This is a genomic window from Pseudomonas sp. Sample_16 (assembly GCF_004307665.1).
Lineage (GTDB): Bacteria > Pseudomonadota > Gammaproteobacteria > Pseudomonadales > Pseudomonadaceae > Aquipseudomonas.
Window position 1 is genome coordinate 15430 of the sequence record NZ_RCOB01000001.1, and the last position, 24497, is coordinate 39926.

Consider the following 24497-nt stretch of genomic DNA (forward strand, 5'->3'; position numbering starts at 1 on the left):
TCCCTGGGTGTTCAACCATAATAATTCGCTCCACTGGGGCACATGACTGTCAGGGATAACCGCATGACGACCAGCACAACCTACGACCACGCGCCTGCGCAACCGACGAACTCCGCCACCCGCGTGGCCACCGCTAGCTTCATCGGCACCGCCATCGAGTTCTACGACTTCTACGTTTATGCCACTGCTGCCGCACTGGTGATCGGCCCGGTATTCTTTCCGCAGACGTCCGGGACGGCGCAGATGCTCTCGGCTTTCCTGACGTTCGGCATCGCGTTTCTGGCACGACCGCTGGGCTCGGCACTGTTTGGCCACTTCGGCGACCGCATCGGACGCAAATCCACCCTGGTGGCCTCGCTGTTGCTGATGGGCGTATGTACCACGCTGATCGGCGTGCTACCCGGCTATGACAGCATCGGCGCCTGGGCGCCGATCCTGCTTTGCGTGCTGCGTTTCGGCCAGGGCCTGGGGTTGGGCGGGGAATGGGGCGGCGCGGCGCTGCTGGCCACGGAGAACGCCCCCAAGGGCAAACGCGCCTGGTTCGGCATGTTTCCGCAGCTCGGCCCTTCCATTGGCTTTCTTGCGGCCAACGGCCTGTTTCTCACCCTGGCCATGGTGCTGGACGATGAACAGTTCCGCTCCTGGGGCTGGCGGATTCCGTTCCTGCTCAGTGCCGCGCTGGTGATGGTGGGCCTGTACGTGCGCCTCAAGCTTCATGAAACGCCGGTCTTTGCCAACGCCGTGGCCCGCCAGGAACGGGTAAAAATCCCGCTGGTCGAGCTGTTCAGCCAATACTGGGTGCCTGTCTTGCTGGGTGCCGGTGCGATGGTGGTGTGTTACGCACTGTTTTATATCTCGACGGTGTTTTCCTTGAGTTATGGCGTCGCGACGCTGGGCTACAGCCGTGAAACCTTCCTCGGTTTGCTGTGCTTCGCCGTGTTATTCATGGCGGCGGCTACTCCACTGTCCGCCTGGGCCAGCGACCGCTACGGACGTAAACCGGTGCTGCTCATCGGCGGCGTGCTGGCAATTTTGTCGGGCTTTTTGATGGAACCGCTGCTGACCCAAGGCTCGACCTGGGGCGTGGCACTCTTCCTGTGCATTGAGCTGTTCCTGATGGGCGTGACGTTTGCGCCGATGGGTGCACTGCTGCCGGAGCTGTTTCCAACTCACGTGCGTTATACCGGCGCCTCTGCCGCCTACAACCTGGGCGGTATTGTCGGTGCCTCGGCGGCGCCGTTCTTTGCGCAAAAACTGGTAGCTATGGGTGGCTTGAGCTATGTCGGCGGTTATGTGTCCGGCGCAGCGGTGCTGAGCTTGATCGCCGTACTGTGCCTGAAGGAAACACGGCATAACGATTTGAATCGGGTCGCCTGACGGATTGCTTTCGCGGGCAAGCCTCGCTCCTACAAGGTCAGTGTCGATCATGGAATAACGGCACGACCTATAACCCTGTAGGAGCGAGGCTTTCTCGCGAGGGCGTCTTTACTGACAATACACTTGCGTGAAAACCACAGTTTTTCCCCCGCCCATTGTCACCTCGCTCTACGCGCATCAGCTTATCCCCGCTATACTTCCCGGCTTTTCCTGAATAAATGCCAATAGGGTCCCGCCGCGCATGGATAAGACCTACCAGCCGCACGCCATTGAAACTTCCTGGTACAACACCTGGGAGTCAGAGAATTACTTCGCCCCGCAAGGCGCGGGCGAGTCCTACACCATCATGATCCCGCCGCCGAACGTCACCGGCAGCCTGCACATGGGGCATGGCTTCAACAACGCGATCATGGACGCCCTCATCCGTTTCCGCCGCATGCAGGGGCGTAACACCCTGTGGCAGCCAGGCACCGACCACGCCGGTATCGCGACGCAGATGCTGGTGGAGCGTCAACTGGAAGCCCAGGGCCAGAATCGTCACGATCTGGGCCGCGAGAAATTCCTCGAGAAAGTCTGGGAGTGGAAGGACCAGTCGGGCGGCAACATCAGCCGTCAGATCCGTCGCCTCGGCTCGTCCGTGGACTGGAGCCGTGAGCGCTTCACCATGGACGACGGCCTCTCGGAAGCCGTGAAGGAAGCGTTTGTCCGCCTGCACGAAGACGGCCTGATCTACCGCGGCAAACGCCTGGTCAACTGGGACACCAAGCTGCACACGGCGATTTCCGACCTCGAAGTGGAAAACCACGACGAGAAAGGTTTCCTGTGGAACCTGAAGTACCCGCTGGCCGACGGCGCCAAGACCGCTGAAGGCAACGACTTCCTGATCGTCGCGACCACGCGCCCGGAAACCATGCTCGGCGACGCCGCCGTCGCGGTGAACCCGAACGATGAACGCTACAAAGCCCTGATCGGCAAATTTGTTGAGCTGCCACTGGTTGGCCGCCGCATCCCGATCATCGCCGACGATTACTGCGACCCGGAATTCGGCACCGGCTGCGTGAAAATCACCCCAGCCCACGATTTCAACGACTACGAAGTCGGCAAGCGCCACAACCTGCCGCTGCTGAACATCTTCGACAAGAACGCCGCGGTCCTGCCGGCCTGCCAGGTGTTCAACCTCGATGGCACGCTCAACGAAAGCATCGACGGCAAGATTCCGGCCGAATATGCCGGCCTGGACCGCTTCGAAGCGCGCAAGCAGATCGTCGCTGCGTTCGAAGCTGCCGGCCTGCTGGTCAGCGTCGACGATCACGGTTTGAAGGTGCCGAAAGGCGACCGCTCCGGCACCATCATCGAACCGTGGCTGACCGACCAGTGGTACGTGTCCACCAAGCCTTTGGCAGAACCGGCGATTGCCGCCGTTGAAGACGGCCGCATCCAGTTCGTACCCAAGCAATACGAAAACATGTACTTCTCGTGGATGCGCGACATCCAGGATTGGTGCATCAGCCGTCAGCTGTGGTGGGGTCACCGGATCCCGGCCTGGTACGACGAGTCGGGCAAGGTCTACGTCGGTCGCGACGAAGCCGAAGTGCGTGCCAAGCACAACCTCGGCCCGGACGTGGCGCTGCAACAGGACAACGACGTTCTCGACACCTGGTTCAGTTCGGGCCTGTGGACCTTCTCGACGCTGGGCTGGCCGGAAAAGACCGAGTTCCTGAAGAAATTCCACTCCACCGATGTGCTGGTCACCGGTTTCGACATCATTTTCTTCTGGGTTGCCCGGATGATCATGCTGACCATGCACCTGATCAAGAACGAGGACGGCACGCCGCAGGTTCCGTTCAAGACTGTGTACGTTCATGGCCTGGTGCGTGATGGCCAGGGCCAGAAGATGTCCAAGTCCAAGGGCAACGTCCTGGACCCGCTGGACATCATCGACGGCATCGAACTGGAAGAGCTGGTGCAGAAACGCACCTCCGGCATGATGCAGCCGAAACTGGCGAAGAAGATCGAGAAGCAGACCCGCGACGAGTTCGCCGACGGCATCGCCAGCTACGGCACCGACGCCCTGCGCTTCACCTTCTGCTCGCTGGCGTCCACCGGTCGCGATATCAAGTTCGACATGGGCCGCGTCGAAGGCTATCGCAACTTCTGCAACAAGATCTGGAACGCCGCGCGTTACGTGCTGGACAAGGGCGAAGACTGCGGCCAGAACGGCGAAGCCTACGAGCTGTCGCTGGCGGATCGCTGGATCATTTCGCAACTGCAGCGCACCGAAGCCGAAGTGACCCGTCAACTGGATCAGTTCCGTTTCGACCTCGCCGCGCAAGCGCTGTACGAGTTCATCTGGAACCAGTACTGCGACTGGTATCTGGAACTGTCCAAGCCTGTGCTGTGGGACGAAAACGCTCCGGTCGAGCGCCAGCGCGGCACCCGTCGCACACTGGTTCGCGTACTGGAAGTGGCCCTGCGTCTGGCGCACCCGTTCATGCCGTTCATCACCGAGGAAATCTGGCAACGCATCGCGCCGCTGGCCGGCATTCAGGGCAAGACGATCATGCTGCAACCTTGGCCAGTGGCCAACGAAGAGCGCATCGATCCGGCGGCCGAAGACGACATCGAGTGGCTCAAAGGCCTGATGCTGGGCACGCGCAACATCCGTGGCGAGATGAACATCGGCCCGGGTAAACCGTTGCCGCTTTTCCTGAAAAACGTCAGTGCCGAAGATCAGCGTCGCCTGACCGAAAACGAAGCGCTACTGAAGAAGCTGGCGCGCCTGGAATCGATCACCGTGCTGGCTGCGGGCGAAGAAGCACCGCTGTCCGCCACCGCACTGGTTGGCGAGATGGAAGTGCTGGTGCCTATGGCCGGCCTGATCGACAAAGGTGCCGAGCTGGCGCGTCTGGACAAGGAAATCCAGCGTCTGCAAGGCGAAGTGCAACGGGTTGGCGGCAAGCTGTCCAACGCCGGTTTCGTTGACAAGGCGCCAGCCGAAGTCATCGAGAAGGAACGCGCCAAACTGGCCGAAGCCGAACAGGCTCTGGGCAAGCTGGCCGAGCAGCATGCGCGGATTGCCAGCCTGTAACGGCGACTCGCAATGAACAAGGGAGGCCCAGGTGGCCTCCCTTTTCATGCCTACCGTTCTTCGTCCCCCCTGTAGGAGCAAGGCTTGCCCGCGATGGCGATTCCACAGACGCCATCGCGGGCAAGCCTTGCTCCTACTGGAGGTATCCGCAGTCGCCATCGCGAGCAAGCCATGCGCCTGCAGGTCCCCGTGTTGGCATTGTCTGTGGGACAATGCCCGCCACTTTCAGCCATACCCGAATCGACCACCGCCATGACCGCCCCCCGTACACCGAAACCTGCGCGTAGAAAGCCTGAGTCCGCAACCCCGGCCAAAGTCGTGGAGCCGCGCGAAAAGGCCAGCCTGCATCCGCGCAATCGCCATCAGGGTCGCTACGACTTTGCGGCGTTGATCAAAAGCACGCCGGAACTGGCGAAGTTCGTGATCATCAACCCGTACGGCAAGGAAAGCATCGACTTCGCCAGCCCGGACGCGGTGCGGGTGTTCAACCGCGCGCTGCTGAAGTCGTTCTACGGCATCGCCCACTGGGACATTCCGGCCGATTACCTGTGCCCACCGGTTCCCGGCCGCGCGGACTACGTGCACTTTCTGGCCGATCTGCTGGCCAACGGCAATGACGGCGTGATTCCCCGCGGCGCCGCGGTGAAAGTGCTGGACGTCGGTATGGGCGCAAACTGCGTGTACCCGCTGATCGGTCACAGTGACTACCGCTGGCAGTTTCTCGGCTCGGAAATCGATGCCACGGCCATCGCTGCGGCCAAGGCGATCGTTCAATCCAACGGCTTGAACAAAGCCATCCAGATTCGTCAGCAAACCAATCGCAAGCAGATTCTTTTGGGCTTGCTGGAAAGTACCGAGCGCTTTGACCTGACCCTGTGTAACCCGCCGTTTCATGCTTCGCTGGAGGAAGCCACCCGCGGCAGCACGCGCAAGTGGCGAGCGCTGGGCAAGGCCGATCCAAAACGCAAACTACCGGTGCTGAATTTCGGCGGTCAGGCGGCGGAGTTGTGGTGCGAGGGGGGTGAGGTGCGATTCGTCACGCAACTGATCGCCGAGAGTGCACAGGTCAGCCAACAGGTGTTGTGGTTCAGCACCCTGGTGTCGAAAGCCTCGAACCTGCCGGCTATCCAGACCGCGCTGAAAAAGGCCGGTGCACTGGAAAGCCAGGTGGTGGAAATGTCCCAGGGTCAGAAACAAAGCCGCTTCGTCGCCTGGACCTTTCAGACCAAAGCGCAACAACAAGCCTGGCGGCAGGCGCGCTGGAGCAAAGTCTCTGCAGAGTAAATGATATTGGCAGACCGCCTATGCACTTGTAGGAGCCAGGCTTGCTGGCGAAGGCGTTTTCAAGAGCGCCTTCGCCGGCAAGCCTGGCTCCTGCGAAAAAGGCATGCGCCGATCTGAGCCCACAAAAAAACCGTGCCCGGATTGCTCCGGCGCACGGTTTTTTTTAACAAGTCTTACTTGTTGACAGCGTCGGTCAGGCCTTTGGCCACAACCAGCTTGATCACTTTCTTGGCAGCGATTTCGATGGCAGCGCCAGTCGAAGGGTTGCGGCCGGTACGGGCAGGACGCTCAGTCACTTTCAGCTTGCCGATACCTGGCAGAGTGATTTCGCCGCCGTTTTCCAGCTGATCGGCAACGATTTGGCCCAGTTGGTCCAGAGCGTTACGCGCGGTGGTTTTTGGCGCGTCGATAGCTTCAGCGATGTCGGCGATCAGTTGGTCTTTAGTAAGAGCCATGTAGTGTTCCTTCCCTATCAAATTCATATGGATTGCAGAGTGCAATGTCAGCCATCGAGCCCGATCTTCTGGATCTGGCACCCTCGGCGAAATAACCTCGGGATCGGGGTTATAGATGCCGAAATCAGGGTTTGGTTCGACCTGACAAAAGCTGACTGCAGGCTTAACGCAGTGACTTCGCGCAAGACCGGGCAAAACTAGCACAGAGACGGGGAAATATCCGCCTCTAGCTACCCATTTGGTCAGCTTTATTGCTCTAAACCGGGAAAAAATCGCCCAAGCGCCGCCGGTCGCCTGGGAATTGGCCTTCGAACCGCGCCAAAACCAATGGTTGCGGTACACTGGGCGCTTTTTCGGGGGAGCCTGGCCTCCTCTCTTCAATCAGCCGAGAAGCCCATGCCGATCCGTCATTGCATCGTCCACCTGATCGACAAAAAACCCGACGGCACGCCTGCAGTTCTTCACGCTCGCGACTCTGAACTGGCCGAGTCCGCCGCCATCGAGAACATGCTTGCCGACCTCAACGAAAGCTACAACGCCAAGCAAGGCAAGGCCTGGGGATTGTTTCATCCGGAGTCCGGCGCCTTCCCGTTCAGCGGCTGGTTGAAGGAATACCTCGACGGCGCCCAGGACTTCACAGCCTTCAGTCGCGTAGCGGTGGAACACCTGCAAAAACTGATGGAAGAATCCAACCTCTCGGTCGGTGGCCACGTGTTGTTCGCGCATTACCAACAAGGCATGACCGACTATCTGGCCATCGCCCTGCTGCACCACAGCGAAGGCGTTGCCGTGACCGAGCAACTGGACGTCACGCCGTCCCGTCACCTGGACCTTGGCCAGCTGCATCTGGCGGCGCGGATCAACGTGTCCGAGTGGCAGAACAACAAACAATCCAAGCAGTACATTTCGTTCATCAAAGGCAAGAACGGCAAGAAAGTCTCGGAATACTTCCGCGACTTCATCGGGTGTCAGGAAGGCGTCGACGGGCCGGGTGAAACCCGCACCTTGCTCAAGGCGTTCAGCGACTTCGTCGAAAGCGAAGACTTGCCGGAAGACGACGCTCGCGAGAAGACCAAGACCCTGGTCGACTACGCCAGCAGCCAGGCCAAACTCGGCGAACCGATGGGCCTGGAAGAGCTGTCGGAATTGATCGACGAAGATCGTCCAAAAGCCTTCTACGATCACATTCGCAACAAGGACTACGGTCTGTCGCCGGAGATTCCGGCAGATAAGCGCACCCTCAACCAGTTCCGGCGCTTCACCGGCCGCGCCGAGGGCCTGTCGATCAGTTTCGAGGCGCACCTGCTGGGCTCGAAGATCGAGTACGACGAAGAAGCCGGCACGCTGATCATCAAAGGCCTGCCGACCTCACTGACTGATCAGCTCAAGCGACGCAACTGATGCTCGGCAATGTCCTGAAAAAGGTCATGCTGGTTCTGCTGGTCGTGGTGGTCTATCAGAACTGGGGCAAGATCGAGCGGGTGCTCAACCCGTCGCAAGTGGTGTCCGAGCAGACTCAAGCCAGGGCCAAGGTCGTGCTGTACGCCACCGAGTGGTGTGGCTACTGCAAACTGACCCGACGCTTTCTCGACCAGAAAGGCATTGCGTACAAGGAATTCGATATCGAAAAAGATGCCCTCGCGCGCAAGGACTACGAGGCGCTGGGCGGTGGCGGGATTCCGATAATCGATGTGAACGGGACGCTGATTCGTGGGTATGACCCGGATGCGATTCTGGCTGCTTTGAAGTAATCCTTCAGATACACGCAATGCTGTGGCGAGGGAGCTTGCTCCCGCTGGACTGTGTAGCAGTCCCTTTTCCGGGGGCCGCTTCGCGCCCCAGCGGGACGGTGCGGCGATCCGACAAGCTCCTTAGCCACAGGTACAGTGTTTGTCCTTAAGTGAACAGCGTTACTAGAGCGAGTCAGATCGCTTCGATACGAAAGCCAAAGCGCGGAAAGTGCACATGCACCACACCGCCACGTTCGTCTTCGCGACGCACAATCAATTCCTCGCGCCCGGCAAACAACAACTCGCCCGTCACCGGATCAACGCCATAGTCGGTGGCTGCGACCAACACTTGCTGGCCCGCCGTGAACCCGTTTGGATCGACGAAATCCTCATTCGGTAACGCCGCTGGTGTCGACGAACGAGCCACCTCCAGCGCCTCTTCGGAGGACATTTCGCTGGATGCACCATGACCGAAGCCCAGCACCCGGGCATGCCAGGCGCTGACCGCCGGATACGCATCGACCAATGGCGCAGTCACCGGCGTCGCCTTGAGAAACCACAGCGAGTGCGCCAGCGCGAAGTCGGCAATCGATGGCTCGCCAAACAGGAAGTCGCCCTGCTCGCGCTGCAGTTGCAACTCCAGGCGCGACATGAGAGTAGGCCACTGATGTTTGGCCTGCTCGATGGACAGTTTTGTCGCACTACCACCGCTGAACAATCCGGCACGGTCGGCGAGAAACGCCTTGATCGCTTCCGGCGGTAAATTGCCGAAGCGCACGGCGACCGATTCCGGTTGGAACACCAGGCTGACCGCATGCTGGAACACCACCGAATCGGCCCAGGTCGCAAAGCTGGCCGTGATCATTTCCTGGCCTTCGGGGAAGAACGCCGGCAAGGCTTTTTCCTGTTCGAGTCGGCGGGCGATCAGCGCCGTGTCGCAATAAATATCCGCGCCGACCTGCAACACCGGCGTCTTGCGGTAACCGCCGGTCAGGGCCGTGAGATCGGGTTTTGGCATCACCGGCGAGATTTTCACCGAACGCCATGACAGCCCTTTGAAACCCAGCAGCAAGCGCGCCTTCTCCGCAAAGGGTGACGTCGGGTAATGATGCAGAATCAACTCGGACATGCTCGGCTCCGCCGCAAAGATCAGGAGCCCGCAGCTTAGCGCGCAATCGTTTAGCAGCCTACAGATCTGCCTGATGGGAACCGATCAGTCAGATTGATAAGACGCCACCAGGCATTCCTTGGCGCTCTTGCGCAACTTTTTGATCAGTCGTTCCTGGCGCAGCGCTTCGCTTTTGTCGCGGCAGACTTCGGTGTAGACCAGCGCCATGGCCGGGCTCGAGAGGAAAAAGCGCGCGCCCTTGCCGCTTTGATGCTTGGCGAATCGTCGCACCGGGTCGTCGCTGATGCCGCAGTAAAGCGAACCGTTGGCCGCACGCACCAGGTACACGAACCAGGGTTTAGTGATGGGAGCTTCGCTCGGGCTGTTCACGTAACGATCGGGACTTGAGTGGAAACAAGCCGCAATCTTATCAGCGACTGGCCTGGAATGCCTTCAGCCCCTTGAGGGCTTGAGTGCGGACGGCGTTGCGCACCAGCGGTGTCCAGCCCAGCAGTAGGCCCTTGACCCCGAGCGCCTGACGCGACCAGGCCCACATATCGAAGCGGTCATGATGTTCGCAGATCTTGCCGTCGCGAAACACGAACCGCGCCTGAATATCGTTGACCACCACATTGCCGGTCTGGCTGAACAGATACGTCGCCACCCAATGCGCGCCGCCTGTGCGCTCGTCACTGTGCACGTTATCGAAGTTCAGGGAAAAGTCCTTGGCGCGGGTGGTGAGCATGCGCCACATGTCGCCGGCATCGCGCCCGCGCAGTTCACCAAACGCAGGATCACTGAACACCACGTCATCGGTATAGCAGGCGCTCATCGCTTCGGCATCCAGTCGCTGGAAAGCCTGGTAGAAGCAGGTGATCAAGGCGTTGTGGGCATCACTCATGGACCGGCTCCGCAAATATCATCAGTAGGTCAGCACGATATGCCGCGAGTGCGTGAATAACCATGGCTATTCACCAAAAAAATGCGGGCACTGCTGCTGCCCTGCGACCCACTGAATGACGCTTCGCAACTTAAAGGTAAACGATATCCAGGGTAGCGCTGCCATCTATGGGCATCTCGGCTGAGAGCGTTCCTGGTTTGTTGATACTCGTCGCCACAATCAGATCGGCCGCCAGTGTCTGGATGGCGACGGGCGTGTAATCCGGGTTACCCGGGCCGCTCACGGACCTCATCCACTCAGGTTGCCAGATTTGGCCAGTGCTCGAATAGAACCATGTATTGCCATTGACTGACTCCACCACCGGAAGTACCGCGCCGTCCCCCAGCACGTTCTCCATGGTCAAGTTATAAAACCCAACCTTGTGGTCACCTTCGCCCACACCCAACCCAAAGGAAGACAGGCCATTGTTAGAGGCAGTCCCCTTCCTGTTATCGGTACTTTTAACTGCAAACAATGTAGCGGCATCACAACTGACGCTCATTTGTAGAGCAACTTGCGGTAACGTATTTACGCCATTTTTCAGATCTTTGAATGAGATCTTTCCGTGATCGACCATTCCACCATTGGACAACTGCGGCATACACGCCGCTGGCGTGATTGTCCCCGTAACATTCAAATCGACGCTCGATGCAGCATTGACGCTGGTCGTGCCAGCAACCAGCAGAGTGGCAGCGATATAACTTAAACGCTTTTTCATTCCCTTATGTTCCTTCAGACACTTTATTTATTTTGCAGAGGCGGACTTCAACTTATCGAAATCAGCAAATACCTTGCTTGGCGACTGCAATATAAGCCCGCAATAAGCGTCAAAAAATACAACTAATACGAATTTTCCTTGAGGGTGCTGACCCACACGAATTTATCAATCCTGATGCACCATTCCGCTCTCACGGGCATAGGCGAACAGATCCACATCGGTAGAAATGCCCAGTCGTCGCATGGCCATGATTTTCTGTTTGCTGATCGTGGACACGCTGCGGTTGAATTGCTCGGCAATTTCACTCACGGTCATGCCGCTGGCGAGCATTCTCACCACTTCATGTTCCTTGGCCGACAACGATGGAGATCCCGATTGCGCCTCGGTTTCTGCCGAAGCCAGTGCGGCGCGCAAGGAGTCGCTGAGAAATCGCCGCCCTTCGCCCACCGCCTTGACGGCCATCGGCAGCTCCCTGGCCGAGGCATCCTTGGCAATGACCCCCATTACACCTTGGGCAATCGCCGCTCTGAGCGTCATGACGTTGGCGAGCATCGTGACCAGAATGATCGAGGTTTGCGGATAGTGACGCCGCACCATTCCGAGCATTTTCAAGCCATCGGCCTGCACGTTGCCGGGCATGCTGAAGTCAGTGATCAGCAAATCGCAAGGCGATGTTGAAAGCAGGCTCAGCAGGCTGTCAGGCCCCTCAGCCTCGCCCACAATGACGCAAGTGCCGCTCAGGTCAATGAGCATCCGCATTCCAATACGAACCACCGGATGGTCATCAGCAATGATTACCTGCATTGTCGGATTAATCCTGTTGAGTGACTGGAGTGCGCAAAAAAATAGCGCCGTCCTTGCACCATCACAACGACCAATCTCGCACGCCAAAAAATGTCAGCCAATGTCTGCGGGGGACTGTCCTTTATCCGATAGAACAATAAGAATCGCCCTACAGTTCATATATCCGATAGACCACATAGACAGCCTACAGACAACACCCTCACTCAATACAACCTGTAGTACACCTCGCACTTTCTTACAGTCAATGGCACGTTTTCGTATTAGTTGCATTCCACCTGATTACCTCGACCGTTAGATTGCGCCTGTCCGTACACGGCAACTTCCAATCATCTTCGTTCAAGGAAAAGCGAATACATGAACCAAGGACGACCCCTCACGCAACGATGCGCCCTCGCTTTGATGAGCATAACGTGGCTGACCTGCGCGCACTCTGCGCTGGCGGCGGGCAACGCCGATCTGAGTGTCAGCGGAATCATTACACCGAGTTCCTGTACACCCTCACTGTCGAACGGCGGCATCGTCGATCACGGCAAACTGACGTCGAAAAATCTCGATCAGGACTTGCCTACCCGGTTGCCCGCCAGCGAACTGCAGTTGCAGATCGATTGTGAAGGCCCGACCTTTTTCACCCTGACCACCATCGACAATCGCGCCGGAACGTCGGCCGTCAACCAGGCCTATCACGGCCTGGGTACGGTCAACGACGACCAGAAGCTGGGTAGCGTGGGATTCGGAATCTTCGAACCGCAAGCTGACGGCAATACGGTGTTGACCATCATGTCCCGCGACAACGGCAGTAACTGGGGACTTTCGACGTATCTGGGGCACGCCGGGTTGACGGCGTTTGCCAGCCCTGACGATCTGCGTACGCCCATCGCGTTGCAGCACCTGAGTGCTCGCTTGCGCGCCGTCACCCTCATTGCGCCAGCCAGTGGCCTGACTCTGCTTGATGAGGTGCCGATCGACGGGCACGCCACACTGCAGATCACTTATTGATCATCGCGCCGCTGTTTATTCCACATCAGGAGCTTCACCATGAACAAGACTCTCAACACCCTCTTCGGCGCCATGTTGCTGGCCGGCAGTGCCTGCGCTTTTGCTGCCTCCAGCGTCGACCTGAGCGTCAGTGGGACGATCACTCCGAGCGCCTGCGAACCAACCCTGTCCAAAGGCGGGCTGGTGGACTACGGCAAGATTTCGGCCAAGAGTTTGAACCCTGACAAAGCGACATGGCTGCCCAAGCAATACGTGCAACTGACGCTCACGTGCGACGGACCGACTCTTGCCGGCCTTGAGGCCAAGGATAACCGTGAAGGTTCGGATTTCAATAATGACCCCTACGATTTCGGCCTCGGGCTGATCAACACTAATCAAAAACTGGGAGCGATGAACCTGGAAATTTGGAGACCGCTGGCCGATGGCGTGACAGTCAGCACGATTGGTTCCGAGGACCGCGGTTCGACCTGGAACCAAACCCGCGAACTGATGCGAACCAACATTCTCACCGTCGCCGACGTCAGCAGCGTAATACCAAAACCGTTCCAGACACTGGTTTCCGATATCCAGATCGAACCACGCATTGCCCCTGCCAACCAGCTCAACCTGACCAACGAAGTGGCCATCGATGGCTCGGTAACCCTGTCGGTGGTTTACCTGTAAACCACCGAGAAGTCGAAGCGCGGCAGGTCGTCCACCCGACCTCCTGCCCGTTCACCAGGACTGCGTTGACCAGAACTAACTCTAGCCATGCTGACTTTTCCTTTTTTTACACAGGCATCCACCATGACTCTTTTCAACGGCGCGCGATGCAGACGTTTCTGTCTGGGCACGCTGGCCTATCTGTTCGCTGGCTACGTCGTGGCCGATGGCATGGTCCCCGACACCTCTGTGGTGATCGTCAATGAAGCCGATGGCGAAACCTCGGTGTCGGTCACCAACACTGACGCAAACCTGTCGTTGCTGCATGTCACCCTCGAAGACATTCCCGAGGACAAGGAACCGCTGTTGTTCGTCACGCCGCCGCTGGCCCGGGTCGAGGCGGGCAAGAGTCAATTGGTGCGGTTCATCCTGCAGACCTCCACGCCCCTGACCACCCAGCGCCTGAAGCGGGTCATTTTCGAGGGCATGCCTCAAGACCGTAAACCGGCCGAAGCCGGGCGTGCACGGGTCGGCGTGACGGTGCGGCAAAACTTGCCGGTGATCCTGCACCCCAAGGGCCTGGCGCCCAATCGCACACCGTGGACGGGGCTGACCTGGCGCCTGCAAAACGATCAGGTCAGCGTGCACAATCCATCACCCTATGTCGTGCGTTTGGCCCAGGAACTGACGCTGCTGCCCGGTAATGGTTCGGCGTTGTTGCCGCGCACCTACGTGCTGCCGGGGGAAACCTTGAGCGTGCCCGCCAAAGGCGCTGCCGCCACCCGCGTACGGATACAACCGGCGACGGTCTACGGCTTCGCGGTGCCGCATTTCGAAGCACCGTTCGAGTCCTAAACCGCTACGACTGCGCGACGATGGAATAACCCGCGCCGAAGTTTTCGGGTAACGGCCAGCGAGCTGTTACCCAAGGCGTGACTGAATTTCAACGATCAGTTCAGCACGCCCGCATAAACCAAGTGAACCCCATGAACACAGTAACTTTTTACCGTGATGGCGAAGCCGTGCCTGTGATTCGGACCCGCGTCCACTCACGCCGGCTGCGTCGACGGACAACATTGGCCTTATTGCTGATCAACACGCTGATGGTGCTCGACGCTCGCGGTAGCGAATTACTACTGGCGTCCTTCGATAGCAACACGCTGCGACAGCGCGGTATCGATCCGGCACTGGCAACCTTGCTGATGGAAGCGCCACGCTTCGCCACGGGCCGGCATTCGGTGACGCTCAGCGTCAACGGCCAACGACAGGGTCGCGTCGACGTCGCCTTCGATCGCGCCGGTGTACTGTGCTTTGACCGCACGCTGCTCGACAAGGCCAACCTGAACGTGCCCGAGCAGATCCTCGACGACGATGGCCGTTGCTACGACTTTCTCGCCCTCGCGCCGCAAACCGCCATCGAACAGGATCCGGCCAACCTGGCCCTGACGCTGGTTGTGCCGACCCATGCTATTCGACCTGCCGAACGCGATGTCAGCGGCTATCAAACCGGCGGCGTCGCTGCGCTGCTCAACTACGACATTACCGGACAGCACAGCCGTTTTGGCAAGGGTACGAGCCGCTATGCCTCGGCCAACACCGAGCTGGGTTTCAATGCCGGCGACTGGATCGTGCGCAGTCGTCAGGTGCAGACCTGGCAGGATGACGTGTCGCGCACAACGCATATCGCCGCTTACGCCCAGCGCACCTTCGCCAGTCACGAAGCCGTGTTGCAGGCCGGCCAGATCAACCTTTACAACCCGGTGTTGGCCGGTGCGCAGATCACCGGCGTACAGGTTCTCAACGAACAGGCGCTGCAAGCCGAAGGGCAAAGCGCGGTCATCGAAGGCATCGCCAACAGTCAGGCACAGGTCGAAGTGCGGCAGAACGGTTCGCTGATCTATTCCACCGTGGTGCCCGCAGGCCCCTTTGCCCTGAACAACGTGCGCCGGCTCAATAGCCGCTCCGACGTCGAAGTCACAGTCAAGGAGGAGGACGGCAGCCAGCGCAGTTTCACGATACCGGCGGCGATGCTCGGTATCGGCTTGCCAGCGCCAGGCTTCTCCCTTGCGGCGGGTACCGTGCGCAGGAGTGGCGATGAGCAGGGTGACGAACCCTGGGTCGTCAGTGGCGGATGGAGCGGCGTATTGAACCCGCAAATATTGATCAGCGGCGGGCTGACCGGCGCCGCCGACTATCGCGCGGCCGGGACCAGCGTCGGCCTGTTGCCTTCGCCGGATACCCAGCTCCAGGCGACACTGACCGGCGCGGATGCCAGCGGCCGCCAAGGCGGCCAGGGGCTTCAGGCCGACCTGAGCCTGTCGCACCGTTTCAGCGAGCGCTGGGCACTGAATGCCGCAAGTTCCTACCGAACCCTGGGTTATCGGGAACTGGAAGACGCGGTATTTGACAACACTAATGACGACCAGAAATCCCGCTACCGCGACCAGCAAAGCGCGGCCCTGTCATGGTCCCATCCGTGGTTCGGCGCCTTCAGCGGTGGCTTCAGTCAGTCAAGCTCGTTCGATGGTCAGAGCAGCAGCCGCGCCCTGGCGTCCTGGGGCACCAACATCAAAGGGGTGTCGCTATCGGCAACGGCGGAATGGCAACTCAGTGGGGCCAATCGCACCGACGATAGCGTCTACCTGAATCTGAGCATTCCCCTGGGTGAAAACCGTCGTGCGCGCACCTGGGTACGCAGTTCCGGTGGCGAGTACCGCTGCGGCGTGGGCTTGAGTGAACAGCTCAACGACCAACTGGCGTACCGCGTCGGCGCTGAACACGACTCCCGCAATAAAGAGGTGCAGTCTTCCGCCGGCGTTTCCCTGCTGCCGCGCTACACCCAGCTGGATCTCAACTACACCCGCGCCGACGCCGCGCGCTCCAGTTACCAGGCCAGCGCCCGAGGCGGTGCGGTGCTGCACGACCGAGGTTTGACGCTCTCGCCTTACCCGATCAGCGACACCTTCGGTTTGCTGTCTGTGGGTGAGATGGGTGCCATCAAGGTGTCGACGCCGAGCGGTCCGGTGTGGACCGATTGGCAAGGTCAAGCAGTGATTCCACAGCTCACGGCCTATGGCAAAAGTCCGGTGGAAGTCGACACCAAAACCCTGCCGCGCAACGCCGACATCAGCAACGGCCTGGCGGTGATTTCCGCCGGGCGCGGGGCGGTCGACAAGGTCGAATTCGGCGTCAGCCTGACCCGCCGCGCACTGCTAAAAGTCACCACCGCCAACGGTGCACCCCTGCCCCGCGGCGCTGCGGTGAATACCGAGGATGGCGAGTTTGTCACCCTGGTTCAGGAGGGCGGACTGGTGTTCCTGCCCAACGTACTGGACAGCCAGGCGCTGTTCATCAAGGCACCCGGGCTTGAGCGTTGCGCACTGCATTTCGAACTGCCGGCAGACGCTGATACCGACGCCTACTACGAAACCACTGCCGCCAAGTGCAGAGCCCCATGAGGATGACTTGATGAATCTGACCCGCCTGTTGCTGGCCCCCGTCGTTGCGTTGACGCTCTCACCTTTTGCCTGGGGATCGGTTGAGGACTGTCAGTTCAACCTGAGCCAGCCGGTCGTCGATTACGGCTTGATGAACCGTGCGATCCGCGCCGATTCGGTATCGGAGCGCAACCTCGGCGAGCGGCGGTCGAGCCTCACCCTGACCTGCTCGAAACCCACCGACATGAGCCTGTTCTATCGGGCCATGGCAGCAACGTCCAACCGCTTCCACTTTGCCGAACGTGGCACTTATCAGTTGCACATCCGCGACGCGGTGCTCGATGGTCAGTCGGTAGAGCTGGGGCTGATCGCCGCTGCTGGTCAGGCACCCGCACAAACCGCAGCGCAACTGGCCTGGCGACCGGAACATGGCGTGGTTCCGGTGCAAGGCGGAGTGCCGATACAGGGCCGCACTTTTTCGGCCCAGCTTGAATGGACGGCATGGGTTCAGGAACAAGGAATGCAAGTGCGCGACGCGGTGACCTGGGAGGTGGCCGGGGTGTTCGACGCCGTGTCGGCCGATCGCAGTCGCGAGGCGACGTTGCGTGCACGCTTCGCTCCGGCGGCCTGCGAAGCGGCGCTGTCCAACGGCGGTGTGGTGGATTTCGGCAGCCTGACGATCAACGACCTCAACGCCGACAAGAGCACCCGCCTGCCCGCGCGCTCGCTGAACTTGCGGGTCGGCTGCGATGGGCCGACGGCTTTCGCGTTGATCATGCACGACAATCGTGCGGGCTCGGCGACAGTCGACAGCGACTTCCATTACGGCCTCGGCACCGATGCCCGCAACAACAAAATCGGCTTTTTCGCGCTGAATATCGACCCGGCAAGCGCCCATGCCGACAGTTTTGCCCGCCTTTATCGAACCGACTCAGCCGGTGGCAACACAGGCTGGAGCAGCGCCAGCGCCAACCCGATCGCCATCGCCAAGACCCGTTACCTGAGTTTCACCGACAGCGCTGGCAGCAGCGCGGGCCCGACCATGATTCAGACCTTCAACGCCAGCATCACCGTCGATGCGGTCATCGCGCCGCTCAACAGCCTGGACTTGAGCAACGCCATCGACCTCGATGGCGCAGGAACGATCGAGATCATTTACCTGTAACACCTGACCCACCAGGTTGAATCCGGGGCGCAATCAAGCGCGCTGGATCAGCCAGGAATAAACCCGCAAAAAGGAATGAAAAATGAAAAAGTACTTCATGGCATTGTCGACCGCCGTTCTGGTCAACGTCGCACCATATGCCCTAGAAGTGGTCATGGACGGTTCCGCGACATTCGAAATGAAATACCTGTAAGCCCCTGAAAAACTGCAGGGGCGTGCTCGCTCCTGCAGCTCAGATGCATGAGGAGCCCATCGATGAAAGATTATTTTGCAGCACCTTTGACTGTCGCCCTTGTCTGCGTCGCGCCCCATGTGCTGGCCGCCTCGACGGTCGACCTGACGGTGAAGGGCACGATCACGCCCGTCGCCTGTACACCGGTCCTGTCCAACAATGGCACGGTGGATTACGGAAAGATCTTCCGCCAGGACCTGAGCGTCGACAAGCGCACGCAACTGCCTGATCAAGTGCTGGACCTCAACATCCAATGCAACGGCCCTTCGCGTTTTGCCTTGGTCATGCACGACAACCGCGACGGGTCGGCCATCGTCAACAGCGAGATTTATTACGGGCTGAATCGCGACAAAAGCGGCAACAAGATCGGCTTGTATTCGCTGAACTTCGATCCCGCCCAAACGGTGGTGGATGACCTGTCGCAGGTCTACCGCACCGACTCCACCACGGGCGGCCTGGCCTGGAGTTTATCCAGCAGCCGCCCGATTCCGATTGGCGCCAAAAGCTACCTGGGATTTACCGACGTTGCCGGTAGCAACGCCGGTCCGATCTTCATCCAGCACCTGTCGAGCCGAGTCACCATCGAAACCGTCATCGCACCCACGTCCCAGCTGGACTTGAGCGCCGATGTCCAGCTCGACGGTTCGGCTACCCTGGACATGGTTTACCTTTGATTCAGACTTTTTCGCTGAGCACCTGGACATACAGTGAACGCCCGGCGCCCAAGCCGGCAATGATGGCGCCGAGGCCGATCACCCCAAAGATCCAGCCCACGGCGGTCCAGCCACCGGTCCAGTCATGCACGATGCCGACTGCGAATGGGCCCATGGATGCCAAGGTGTAACCGAAACCCTGGGCCATGCTCGACAGGTTCGCCGCCACATGGGCATCGCGCGAGCGCAGCACGATCAGGGTCAGCGCCAGGCTGAACGTGGCGCCCTGCCCCAGCCCCAGCACAATCGCCCAGCCCCACAAGCCTTCGAGCGGCGCGTACAGGCAACCGAACAGGCCGCCGAGGGTCAGCGCCATCACAATCACGATGGCCAGGCGCTGATCCTTGCCGCGAGTCGCCAGCCATGGCGCGGCGAGGGAACTGACCAGTTGCACGATCACCGAACCCGACAACACCAGCCCTGCCTGGGTCGGCGTCAGCCCGCGACCGATCAGGATCGATGGCAACCAGCCGAACACGATGTAAGCCAGTGACGATTGCAGGCCCATGTACAAGGTCACTTGCCAGGCCAGCGGGTCGCGCAGCAAACCGCGAACGCGGTAAGCGACATGATGTGCGCCGTGCTTTTGCCCCACTTGCGGTAACCAGAAAAGGGCCGCGACCAGGGCCGGGATCACCCAGAAACCAAGGCCCATGGCCCAGCTGCGGTCGAAATGCTCGCTCAACGGCACGGTCGCCCCCGCTGCCATCGCCGCCCCCAGGCACAGAGCCATGGTGTAGACACCGGTCATGGTGCCGGCCTGCCTCGGGAAATCACGCTTGACGATGCCCGGCAGCAAAACGCCGATCACACCGATGCTGGCACCGGCCAACACGCTGCCGGCAAACAAACCGATTTCGCCAAAAGAGCTGCGCACGATGATGCCGCCAGCGAGGGTCAGCAAAATGCCCAGCACCACCCGCTCGGCACCGAAGCGACGCGCCAGCACCGGCGCCAACGGCGCAAACAGACCGAGGCAAAGCACCGGCAACGTAGTCAGCAAACCAGCCTGGGAGGCCGAAAGACCGAGTGACTTCGACACGTCACTGAGCATCGGCGCCATGCTCGACAACGCGGGGCGCAGGTTCAGCGCCACCAGAATCAACCCCAGCAGCAACAGCCAGGGCCGACGCAGGACCGGATGCGTTTGCTGGACCTGCTCGTCATCGGCCTCGGCATCGATCAGCAACTCTTCGAGCTCCGCCGTGCGCTTGGATTGCGTGATGTTGCTGTGATCGCTGGACATGCGGTTCTCGGTTTCAAGGTTCATTGATCAACTGCCTCGACAGCGCTTTGGCGCGTTCCGGGTCGCGTTGTTCGACGGCATCGAGCAGTGCGATGTGCAGGTCGAACACTTCCTGGCGTCGGGGCGTGATGTTCAGACAGTGGCGCAACTGCGCGCCGACGACGCTGGAGAAATAGCGATACAACTCGCTGAGCGTGGGGTTGTGCGCCGCATCCACCAGGCGACGATGAAACACCAGGTCGCAGGCAATATAGGTGTCGAGGTCGCCGTGATAGTGGCTGCCGCTGACACCCAGCGCTTCGCGCAACGCCACCAGGTCTTCATCGGTTCGGCGCAGTGCCGCCAGCCCAATGGCCTCGACTTCGAGGATGTGCCGGGTTTCGCGGGCCTGTTCCCGCGAACAACTGGACAACGCCTTCAAGGTGTCCAGCGGATCAACCACCGCCCGTAGATAACTACCGTCGCCCTGGCGGATTTCTATCAACCCGGAAAACGCCAGCACGCGCATGGCTTCACGCACGGTGTTGCGGCTGATGCCCAGTTCTGCCGACAGCTCGGGTTCGGTGGGTAAGCGCTGGCCGACCGTCCAGGCACCCTGGGTGATGCGCAGACGCAACTGGTCCAGCGCCTGGTCGACCAGGGATCGTTTAACTAATGGAGAAATGTCAGACATAAGGCTCGCCTTTTCATCCAATCATAGGATGAATTTTCTGACATGTTAGTCAGCTTCGAGTAGGACGGCAACCGCCTAGGGTCAGAGAGAGGACATGCAGCGGGATTTTCGATTAGTCAAAATTACCCTTTAAGGGTAATTTCAGGGACAGGGTTTTGGATTCTTATGGAAAAGAACACACCCCATTTCGACTTGGCGGTGATCAAGGCCGAAGTCAGGCGGCTTGGAAGAAAAGCCTTCACCAAAACCGCGGCAAAGGCCGGTCTGAATCTCGGCCTTAGCCTCAGAGAGATGCAAGATATCGTTTTCGAGTTACAGAACAGGATGTTGTACAAGTCGATGACCACTTATGACGATCATCGAGTCTGGCAGGACGTGTATCACATCAACTCACAAGATCTGGAGATTTACATCAAGGTGACGTACCGCCCCGCCGGCGGCCCACCGGTAATCTCCTTCAAGGAGAAAAACCCATGAATACCCAGCAATGTTTCAGCTGTGGTGCACGTGAGGGAATGAGACATTTCGAGGGGCGCAGCGAGACCCTGAGTGTCAAAGGCATGGAGCGCCGAGTAGATAATCTTTCTGGCTGGGAGTGCCAGAAGTGCGGTGAAGTCGAGTGGGACCCCGATACGGATAGTGCGGAGCGTTATGGGGAAGCAGGTGATGCGCTGGTCATCGCCGCCAGGCAAATGATCGGCGCCGAGATGAAGCGTATCCGTCGCAAATTGCACCTTACGCAAAAAGAGACGGTGCAACTGCTTTCCGGTGGCGGGCACAACGCATTCTCACGTTACGAACGCGGCGAAGTTCTTCCGCCGAAGGCGTTGATGCTGCTAATGCGCCTGCTGGATCGCTATCCGCATTTACTCGCCGATGCGAAGATCCTGGCTGAAGGAGCGGATTTGAGGGGAGCGTTCAAATTTACTGAGCACCAGGAGCACGAAACACTCACTGTGCCGTGAGCCGCAAACATAAAAAACCCGGCGCGAGGCCGGGTTTGTTTTATCAGTCAGCCTGCCATCAATGCAGAATCTGACTCAGGAACAGCTTGGTCCGATCATTCTGCGGGTTATCGAAGAAGTCGTTCGGTGCTGCCTGTTCGACGATCTCCCCCTTGTCCATGAAGATCACGCGGTTGGCCACGGTACGGGCAAAGCCCATTTCGTGGGTCACGCAGAGCATGGTCATGCCGTCTTCGGCGAGGCCGATCATGGTGTCGAGTACCTCTTTCACCATTTCCGGATCGAGTGCCGACGTCGGTTCGTCGAACAGCATGATTTTCGGCTTCATGCACAGCGCGCGGGCGATCGCCACACGCTGTTGCTGGCCGCCGGACAGTTGCCCCGGGTACTTATGCGCCTGTTCCGGAATGCGTACGCGCTCCAGGTAATGCATGGCGATTTCCTCGGCCTTGCGCTTGGGCATCTTGCGTACCCACATTGGCGCCAGTGTGCAGTTCTGCAAAATGGTCAAATGCGGGAACAGGTTGAAGTGCTGGAACACCATGCCGACTTCACGGCGGATCGCTTCGATCTGCTTGAGGTCGTTGGTCAGCTCTACGCCATCGACCACGATGCGCCCCTGCTGGTGTTCTTCCAGGCGGTTGAGGCAGCGGATGGTGGTGGACTTGCCGGAACCCGACGGGCCGCACAGGACGATACGCTCGCCCTGCTTGACGTTGAGGTTGATGTCCTTGAGTACGTGAAACTGGCCGTACCATTTGTTCACGCCCTGCATCTGAATAATGCCTTCAGGGCTCACAGGTTGTTTGATTGCTTCGCTCATCACAAAACTTCCTAAATTGGGTAGCGCGTCAGCGCTTGTGGCCAGTGTCGAGCTTGCGTTCCAGATGCATGGAATAGCGCGACATACCAAAACAGAAAATCCAGAACACCAGGGCGGCGAACACGTAGCCTTCGGTGGCCATGCCCAGCCATTTCGGATCGGCAGCCGCTTGTTTGACGCTGTTGAGCAGGTCGAACAAGCCGATGATGATCACCAGGCTGGTGTCCTTGAACAGTGCAATGAACGTGTTGACGATGCCGGGGATTACCAGCTTCAACGCTTGCGGCAGAATCACCAGGCCCATGCTGCGCCAGTAACCCAGGCCCATCGCCGCGGCCGCTTCGTACTGCCCCTTGGGGATCGCTTGCAGGCCGCCGCGCACCACTTCGGCCACGTAGGCCGACTGGAACAGGATCACGCCGATCAACGCCCGCAGCAGTTTGTCGAAGTTCATGCCTTCAGGCAGGAACAGCGGCAGCATCACCGAGGACATGAACAGCACCGTGATCAACGGCACGCCGCGCCAGAACTCGATGAAGGTCACGCAGACCACCCGAATCGCCGGCATGTTCGAACGTCGGCCCAGCGCCAGGACAATCCCCAACGGCAGCGCACCGGCGATACCGACAGTGGCGATCACCAGGGTCAGCATCAGGCCGCCCCACTGGCTGGTCGCCACCTGGGTCAGGCCGAAAACGCCACCATGCAACAGGCACCAGGCAATGATCGGGTACAGCACCAAAAAGCTCAGGCCATACACCGCTTTACGCGGGAAGCGCGAGATGAACAGAGGGGCTACGCCAATCACCGCCAGCCACACGGTCAGGTCGACGCGCCAGCGCAGATCCGTTGGATAGTAGCCGTACATGAACTGGCCGAAACGCTGCTGGATGAACACCCAGCAGGCGCCCTCCTTGGTGCAGTCGGCCTGGCTGGTGCCTACCCAGTTGGCGTCGATGATGGCCCACTGCAGAATCGGCGGAACCACCAGGTAGATCAGGTAGAACGCGAACAGGGTCAGCAGGGTGTTGAGCCAGCTGGAGAACATGTTTGCGCGCATCCACGCCACTACACCGATGCTGCTGCTCGGTGGTGGCATGTCAGGTTTGAAAGTATGAGTACTCATGCGCTTTTCCTTACCGCTCGATCAGCGCAATGCGCTTGTTGTACCAGTTCATCAGCAGGGAAATGCTGATACTGATCGCCAGGTACACGCTCATGGTGATGGCAATCACTTCGATGGCCTGCCCGGTCTGGTTGAGCACGGTGCCGGCGAACAGCGAAACCATTTCCGGGTAACCGATACCGGCGGCCAGCGAGGAGTTTTTCGCCAGGTTCAGGTATTGGCTGGTCAGCGGTGGAATGATCACGCGCAGGGCTTGCGGAATGATCACCTTGCGCAGGGTCGGACCGTTGCGCAGGCCGAGGGAATGCGCCGCTTCGGTCTGGCCGTGGCTGACCGACTTGATGCCCGAGCGCACGATCTCGGCGATGAACGCCGCGGTGTACACGGTCAGGGCCAGGGTCAAGGCCAGCAGTTCCGGGATCAGCACCCAGCCACCGACGAAGTTGAAGCCCTTGAGCTGCGGCATTTCCCAGTGAACCGGTGCGCCGACAATCAATGCGCACAGCGCCGGAATCACCAGGAACAGCGCCAGGCCGACCCAGAATTTGTGGAACGGCACGCCGGTGGCTTCGAAGCGTTTGTTGGCCCAGCGGCACATCAGCACGATGGCGACGATGGCCACCACGACGCTGACCACAAACGGCCAGAAACCGTCGGCCATCAGCGCGGCCGGCATGTTCAGGCCGCGACTGCTGACGAAGAAGGTATCGCCGAAGTTATGGCTGTTGCGCGGTCCCGGCATGGTCAGGAATACCGCGAAGTACCAGAACAGGATCTGCAGCAGCGGCGGAATGTTACGGAAGACTTCCACGTATACCGTCGCCACTTTGGCGATGATCCAGTTCTTCGACAGCCGCGCCACACCGACGATGAAGCCGAGGATGGTTGCCAGAATCACGCCGATGAAAGTCACCAGCAATGTGTTGAGCAGGCCGATGACAAACACCCGGGCGTAACTGTCCGCTTCGGTGTAGT

General features: G+C 59.6%; 24 protein-coding genes. 13 read left to right on the plus strand and 11 right to left on the minus strand.

Annotation, left to right across the window (positions count from 1 at the left end; genetic code table 11):
- The first annotated feature begins 63 nt into the window (after positions 1–63).
- The 3 genes from D8U69_RS00085 (at position 64) to rlmF (ending at position 5749) form a co-directional block, all read left to right on the plus strand.
- Positions 64–1377 carry an MFS transporter gene (locus D8U69_RS00085; protein WP_130906407.1) on the plus strand — a complete coding sequence of 438 codons (1314 nt, stop codon included), beginning with the start codon at positions 64–66 and terminating at the stop codon, positions 1375–1377.
- A gap of 241 nt (positions 1378–1618) precedes the next feature.
- Positions 1619–4465, plus strand: coding sequence for a valine--tRNA ligase (locus D8U69_RS00090; protein WP_130906408.1), 2847 nt, complete (start codon positions 1619–1621; stop codon positions 4463–4465).
- 252 nt (positions 4466–4717) lie between these two features.
- Positions 4718–5749, plus strand: coding sequence for a 23S rRNA (adenine(1618)-N(6))-methyltransferase RlmF (rlmF, locus tag D8U69_RS00095; RefSeq protein WP_056853660.1), 1032 nt, complete (start codon positions 4718–4720; stop codon positions 5747–5749).
- 173 nt (positions 5750–5922) lie between these two features.
- On the opposite strand, the gene D8U69_RS00100 is transcribed toward rlmF, so the two are convergent.
- Positions 5923–6204: an HU family DNA-binding protein gene (locus D8U69_RS00100; RefSeq protein WP_007905514.1), complete on the minus strand. Its 282-nt coding sequence runs from the start codon at positions 6202–6204 to the stop codon at positions 5923–5925.
- A 396-nt stretch (positions 6205–6600) separates the two neighbouring features.
- Here D8U69_RS00100 and yejK point away from each other — a divergent pair, with 396 nt between their 5' ends.
- Together yejK and D8U69_RS00110 are read left to right on the plus strand one after the other, a co-directional pair.
- Positions 6601–7605 (plus strand): nucleoid-associated protein YejK, encoded by a 1005-nt coding sequence (yejK, locus tag D8U69_RS00105; RefSeq protein ID WP_056853631.1) that lies wholly within the window; start codon positions 6601–6603, stop codon positions 7603–7605.
- Positions 7605–7955 (plus strand): glutaredoxin domain-containing protein, encoded by a 351-nt coding sequence (locus tag D8U69_RS00110; protein WP_130906409.1) that lies wholly within the window; start codon positions 7605–7607, stop codon positions 7953–7955. Before yejK ends, D8U69_RS00110 begins: the two co-directional genes overlap by 1 nt.
- 172 nt (positions 7956–8127) lie before the next feature.
- Here D8U69_RS00110 and D8U69_RS00115 read toward each other — a convergent pair whose 3' ends face one another.
- The 5 genes from D8U69_RS00115 to D8U69_RS00135 form a co-directional block, all read right to left on the minus strand.
- Positions 8128–9063, minus strand: coding sequence for a glutathione S-transferase family protein (locus tag D8U69_RS00115; RefSeq protein ID WP_130906410.1), 936 nt, complete (start codon positions 9061–9063; stop codon positions 8128–8130).
- A gap of 84 nt (positions 9064–9147) precedes the next feature.
- Positions 9148–9432, minus strand: a complete 285-nt coding sequence (locus D8U69_RS00120) for a GIY-YIG nuclease family protein (protein WP_056853634.1) — start codon at positions 9430–9432, stop codon at positions 9148–9150.
- A gap of 40 nt (positions 9433–9472) precedes the next feature.
- The gene (locus D8U69_RS00125) at positions 9473–9943 is read right to left on the minus strand and encodes a nuclear transport factor 2 family protein (RefSeq protein ID WP_130906411.1); all 471 of its coding nucleotides are present in this window, start codon (positions 9941–9943) and stop codon (positions 9473–9475) included.
- Positions 9944–10073: 130 nt separating this feature from the next.
- A complete protein-coding gene (locus D8U69_RS00130; protein WP_130903634.1) occupies positions 10074–10700 on the minus strand; it encodes a DUF1120 domain-containing protein in 627 nt (208 codons plus the stop codon).
- 165 nt (positions 10701–10865) lie between these two features.
- On the minus strand, positions 10866–11504 hold the full coding sequence (locus tag D8U69_RS00135; protein ID WP_130903633.1) for a response regulator: 639 nt from the start codon (positions 11502–11504) through the stop codon (positions 10866–10868).
- A gap of 399 nt (positions 11505–11903) precedes the next feature.
- On the opposite strand from D8U69_RS00135, the gene D8U69_RS00140 reads away from it, so the two are divergent.
- The 6 genes from D8U69_RS00140 (at position 11904) to D8U69_RS00165 (ending at position 18650) form a co-directional block, all read left to right on the plus strand.
- Positions 11904–12500 (plus strand): DUF1120 domain-containing protein, encoded by a 597-nt coding sequence (locus D8U69_RS00140; RefSeq protein WP_130903632.1) that lies wholly within the window; start codon positions 11904–11906, stop codon positions 12498–12500.
- 39 nt (positions 12501–12539) lie between these two features.
- Positions 12540–13163 (plus strand): DUF1120 domain-containing protein, encoded by a 624-nt coding sequence (locus D8U69_RS00145; RefSeq protein WP_130906412.1) that lies wholly within the window; start codon positions 12540–12542, stop codon positions 13161–13163.
- Between the two features lie 123 nt (positions 13164–13286).
- On the plus strand, positions 13287–13997 hold the full coding sequence (locus D8U69_RS00150; protein ID WP_130906413.1) for a fimbria/pilus chaperone family protein: 711 nt from the start codon (positions 13287–13289) through the stop codon (positions 13995–13997).
- Positions 13998–14128: 131 nt separating this feature from the next.
- The gene (locus tag D8U69_RS00155; protein ID WP_130906414.1) at positions 14129–16600 is read left to right on the plus strand and encodes a fimbria/pilus outer membrane usher protein; all 2472 of its coding nucleotides are present in this window, start codon (positions 14129–14131) and stop codon (positions 16598–16600) included.
- A gap of 10 nt (positions 16601–16610) precedes the next feature.
- Positions 16611–17744, plus strand: a complete 1134-nt coding sequence (locus tag D8U69_RS00160; RefSeq protein ID WP_130906415.1) for a DUF1120 domain-containing protein — start codon at positions 16611–16613, stop codon at positions 17742–17744.
- A gap of 255 nt (positions 17745–17999) precedes the next feature.
- Complete coding sequence (locus D8U69_RS00165) at positions 18000–18650, plus strand: DUF1120 domain-containing protein (RefSeq protein ID WP_130906416.1); 651 nt, start codon at positions 18000–18002, stop codon at positions 18648–18650.
- A gap of 1 nt (position 18651) precedes the next feature.
- Here the strand turns inward: D8U69_RS00165 and D8U69_RS00170 are convergent, their stop codons facing one another.
- Positions 18652–19959 (minus strand): CynX/NimT family MFS transporter, encoded by a 1308-nt coding sequence (locus D8U69_RS00170; protein WP_130906417.1) that lies wholly within the window; start codon positions 19957–19959, stop codon positions 18652–18654.
- Positions 19949–20608 carry a FadR/GntR family transcriptional regulator gene (locus D8U69_RS00175; protein WP_130903625.1) on the minus strand — a complete coding sequence of 220 codons (660 nt, stop codon included), beginning with the start codon at positions 20606–20608 and terminating at the stop codon, positions 19949–19951. Before D8U69_RS00175 ends, D8U69_RS00170 begins: the two co-directional genes overlap by 11 nt.
- A 165-nt stretch (positions 20609–20773) precedes the next feature.
- Here D8U69_RS00175 and D8U69_RS00180 point away from each other — a divergent pair, with 165 nt between their 5' ends.
- Together D8U69_RS00180 and D8U69_RS00185 are read left to right on the plus strand one after the other, a co-directional pair.
- Positions 20774–21085, plus strand: coding sequence for a type II toxin-antitoxin system MqsR family toxin (locus D8U69_RS00180; RefSeq protein ID WP_130906418.1), 312 nt, complete (start codon positions 20774–20776; stop codon positions 21083–21085).
- Positions 21082–21573: a type II toxin-antitoxin system MqsA family antitoxin gene (locus D8U69_RS00185; RefSeq protein ID WP_130906419.1), complete on the plus strand. Its 492-nt coding sequence runs from the start codon at positions 21082–21084 to the stop codon at positions 21571–21573. The genes D8U69_RS00180 and D8U69_RS00185 overlap by 4 nt, the downstream gene beginning before the upstream one ends.
- Positions 21574–21631: 58 nt before the next feature.
- On the opposite strand, the gene D8U69_RS00190 is transcribed toward D8U69_RS00185, so the two are convergent.
- From D8U69_RS00190 to D8U69_RS00200, 3 genes are all read right to left on the minus strand, one after another.
- Positions 21632–22396 (minus strand): amino acid ABC transporter ATP-binding protein, encoded by a 765-nt coding sequence (locus D8U69_RS00190; protein WP_003178331.1) that lies wholly within the window; start codon positions 22394–22396, stop codon positions 21632–21634.
- A gap of 28 nt (positions 22397–22424) precedes the next feature.
- Positions 22425–23522 carry an amino acid ABC transporter permease gene (locus D8U69_RS00195; protein WP_056853648.1) on the minus strand — a complete coding sequence of 366 codons (1098 nt, stop codon included), beginning with the start codon at positions 23520–23522 and terminating at the stop codon, positions 22425–22427.
- Positions 23523–23532: 10 nt separating this feature from the next.
- Positions 23533–24497 (minus strand): ABC transporter permease subunit (locus D8U69_RS00200; protein WP_130906420.1); only part of this gene is annotated, 965 nt, incomplete at its 5' end.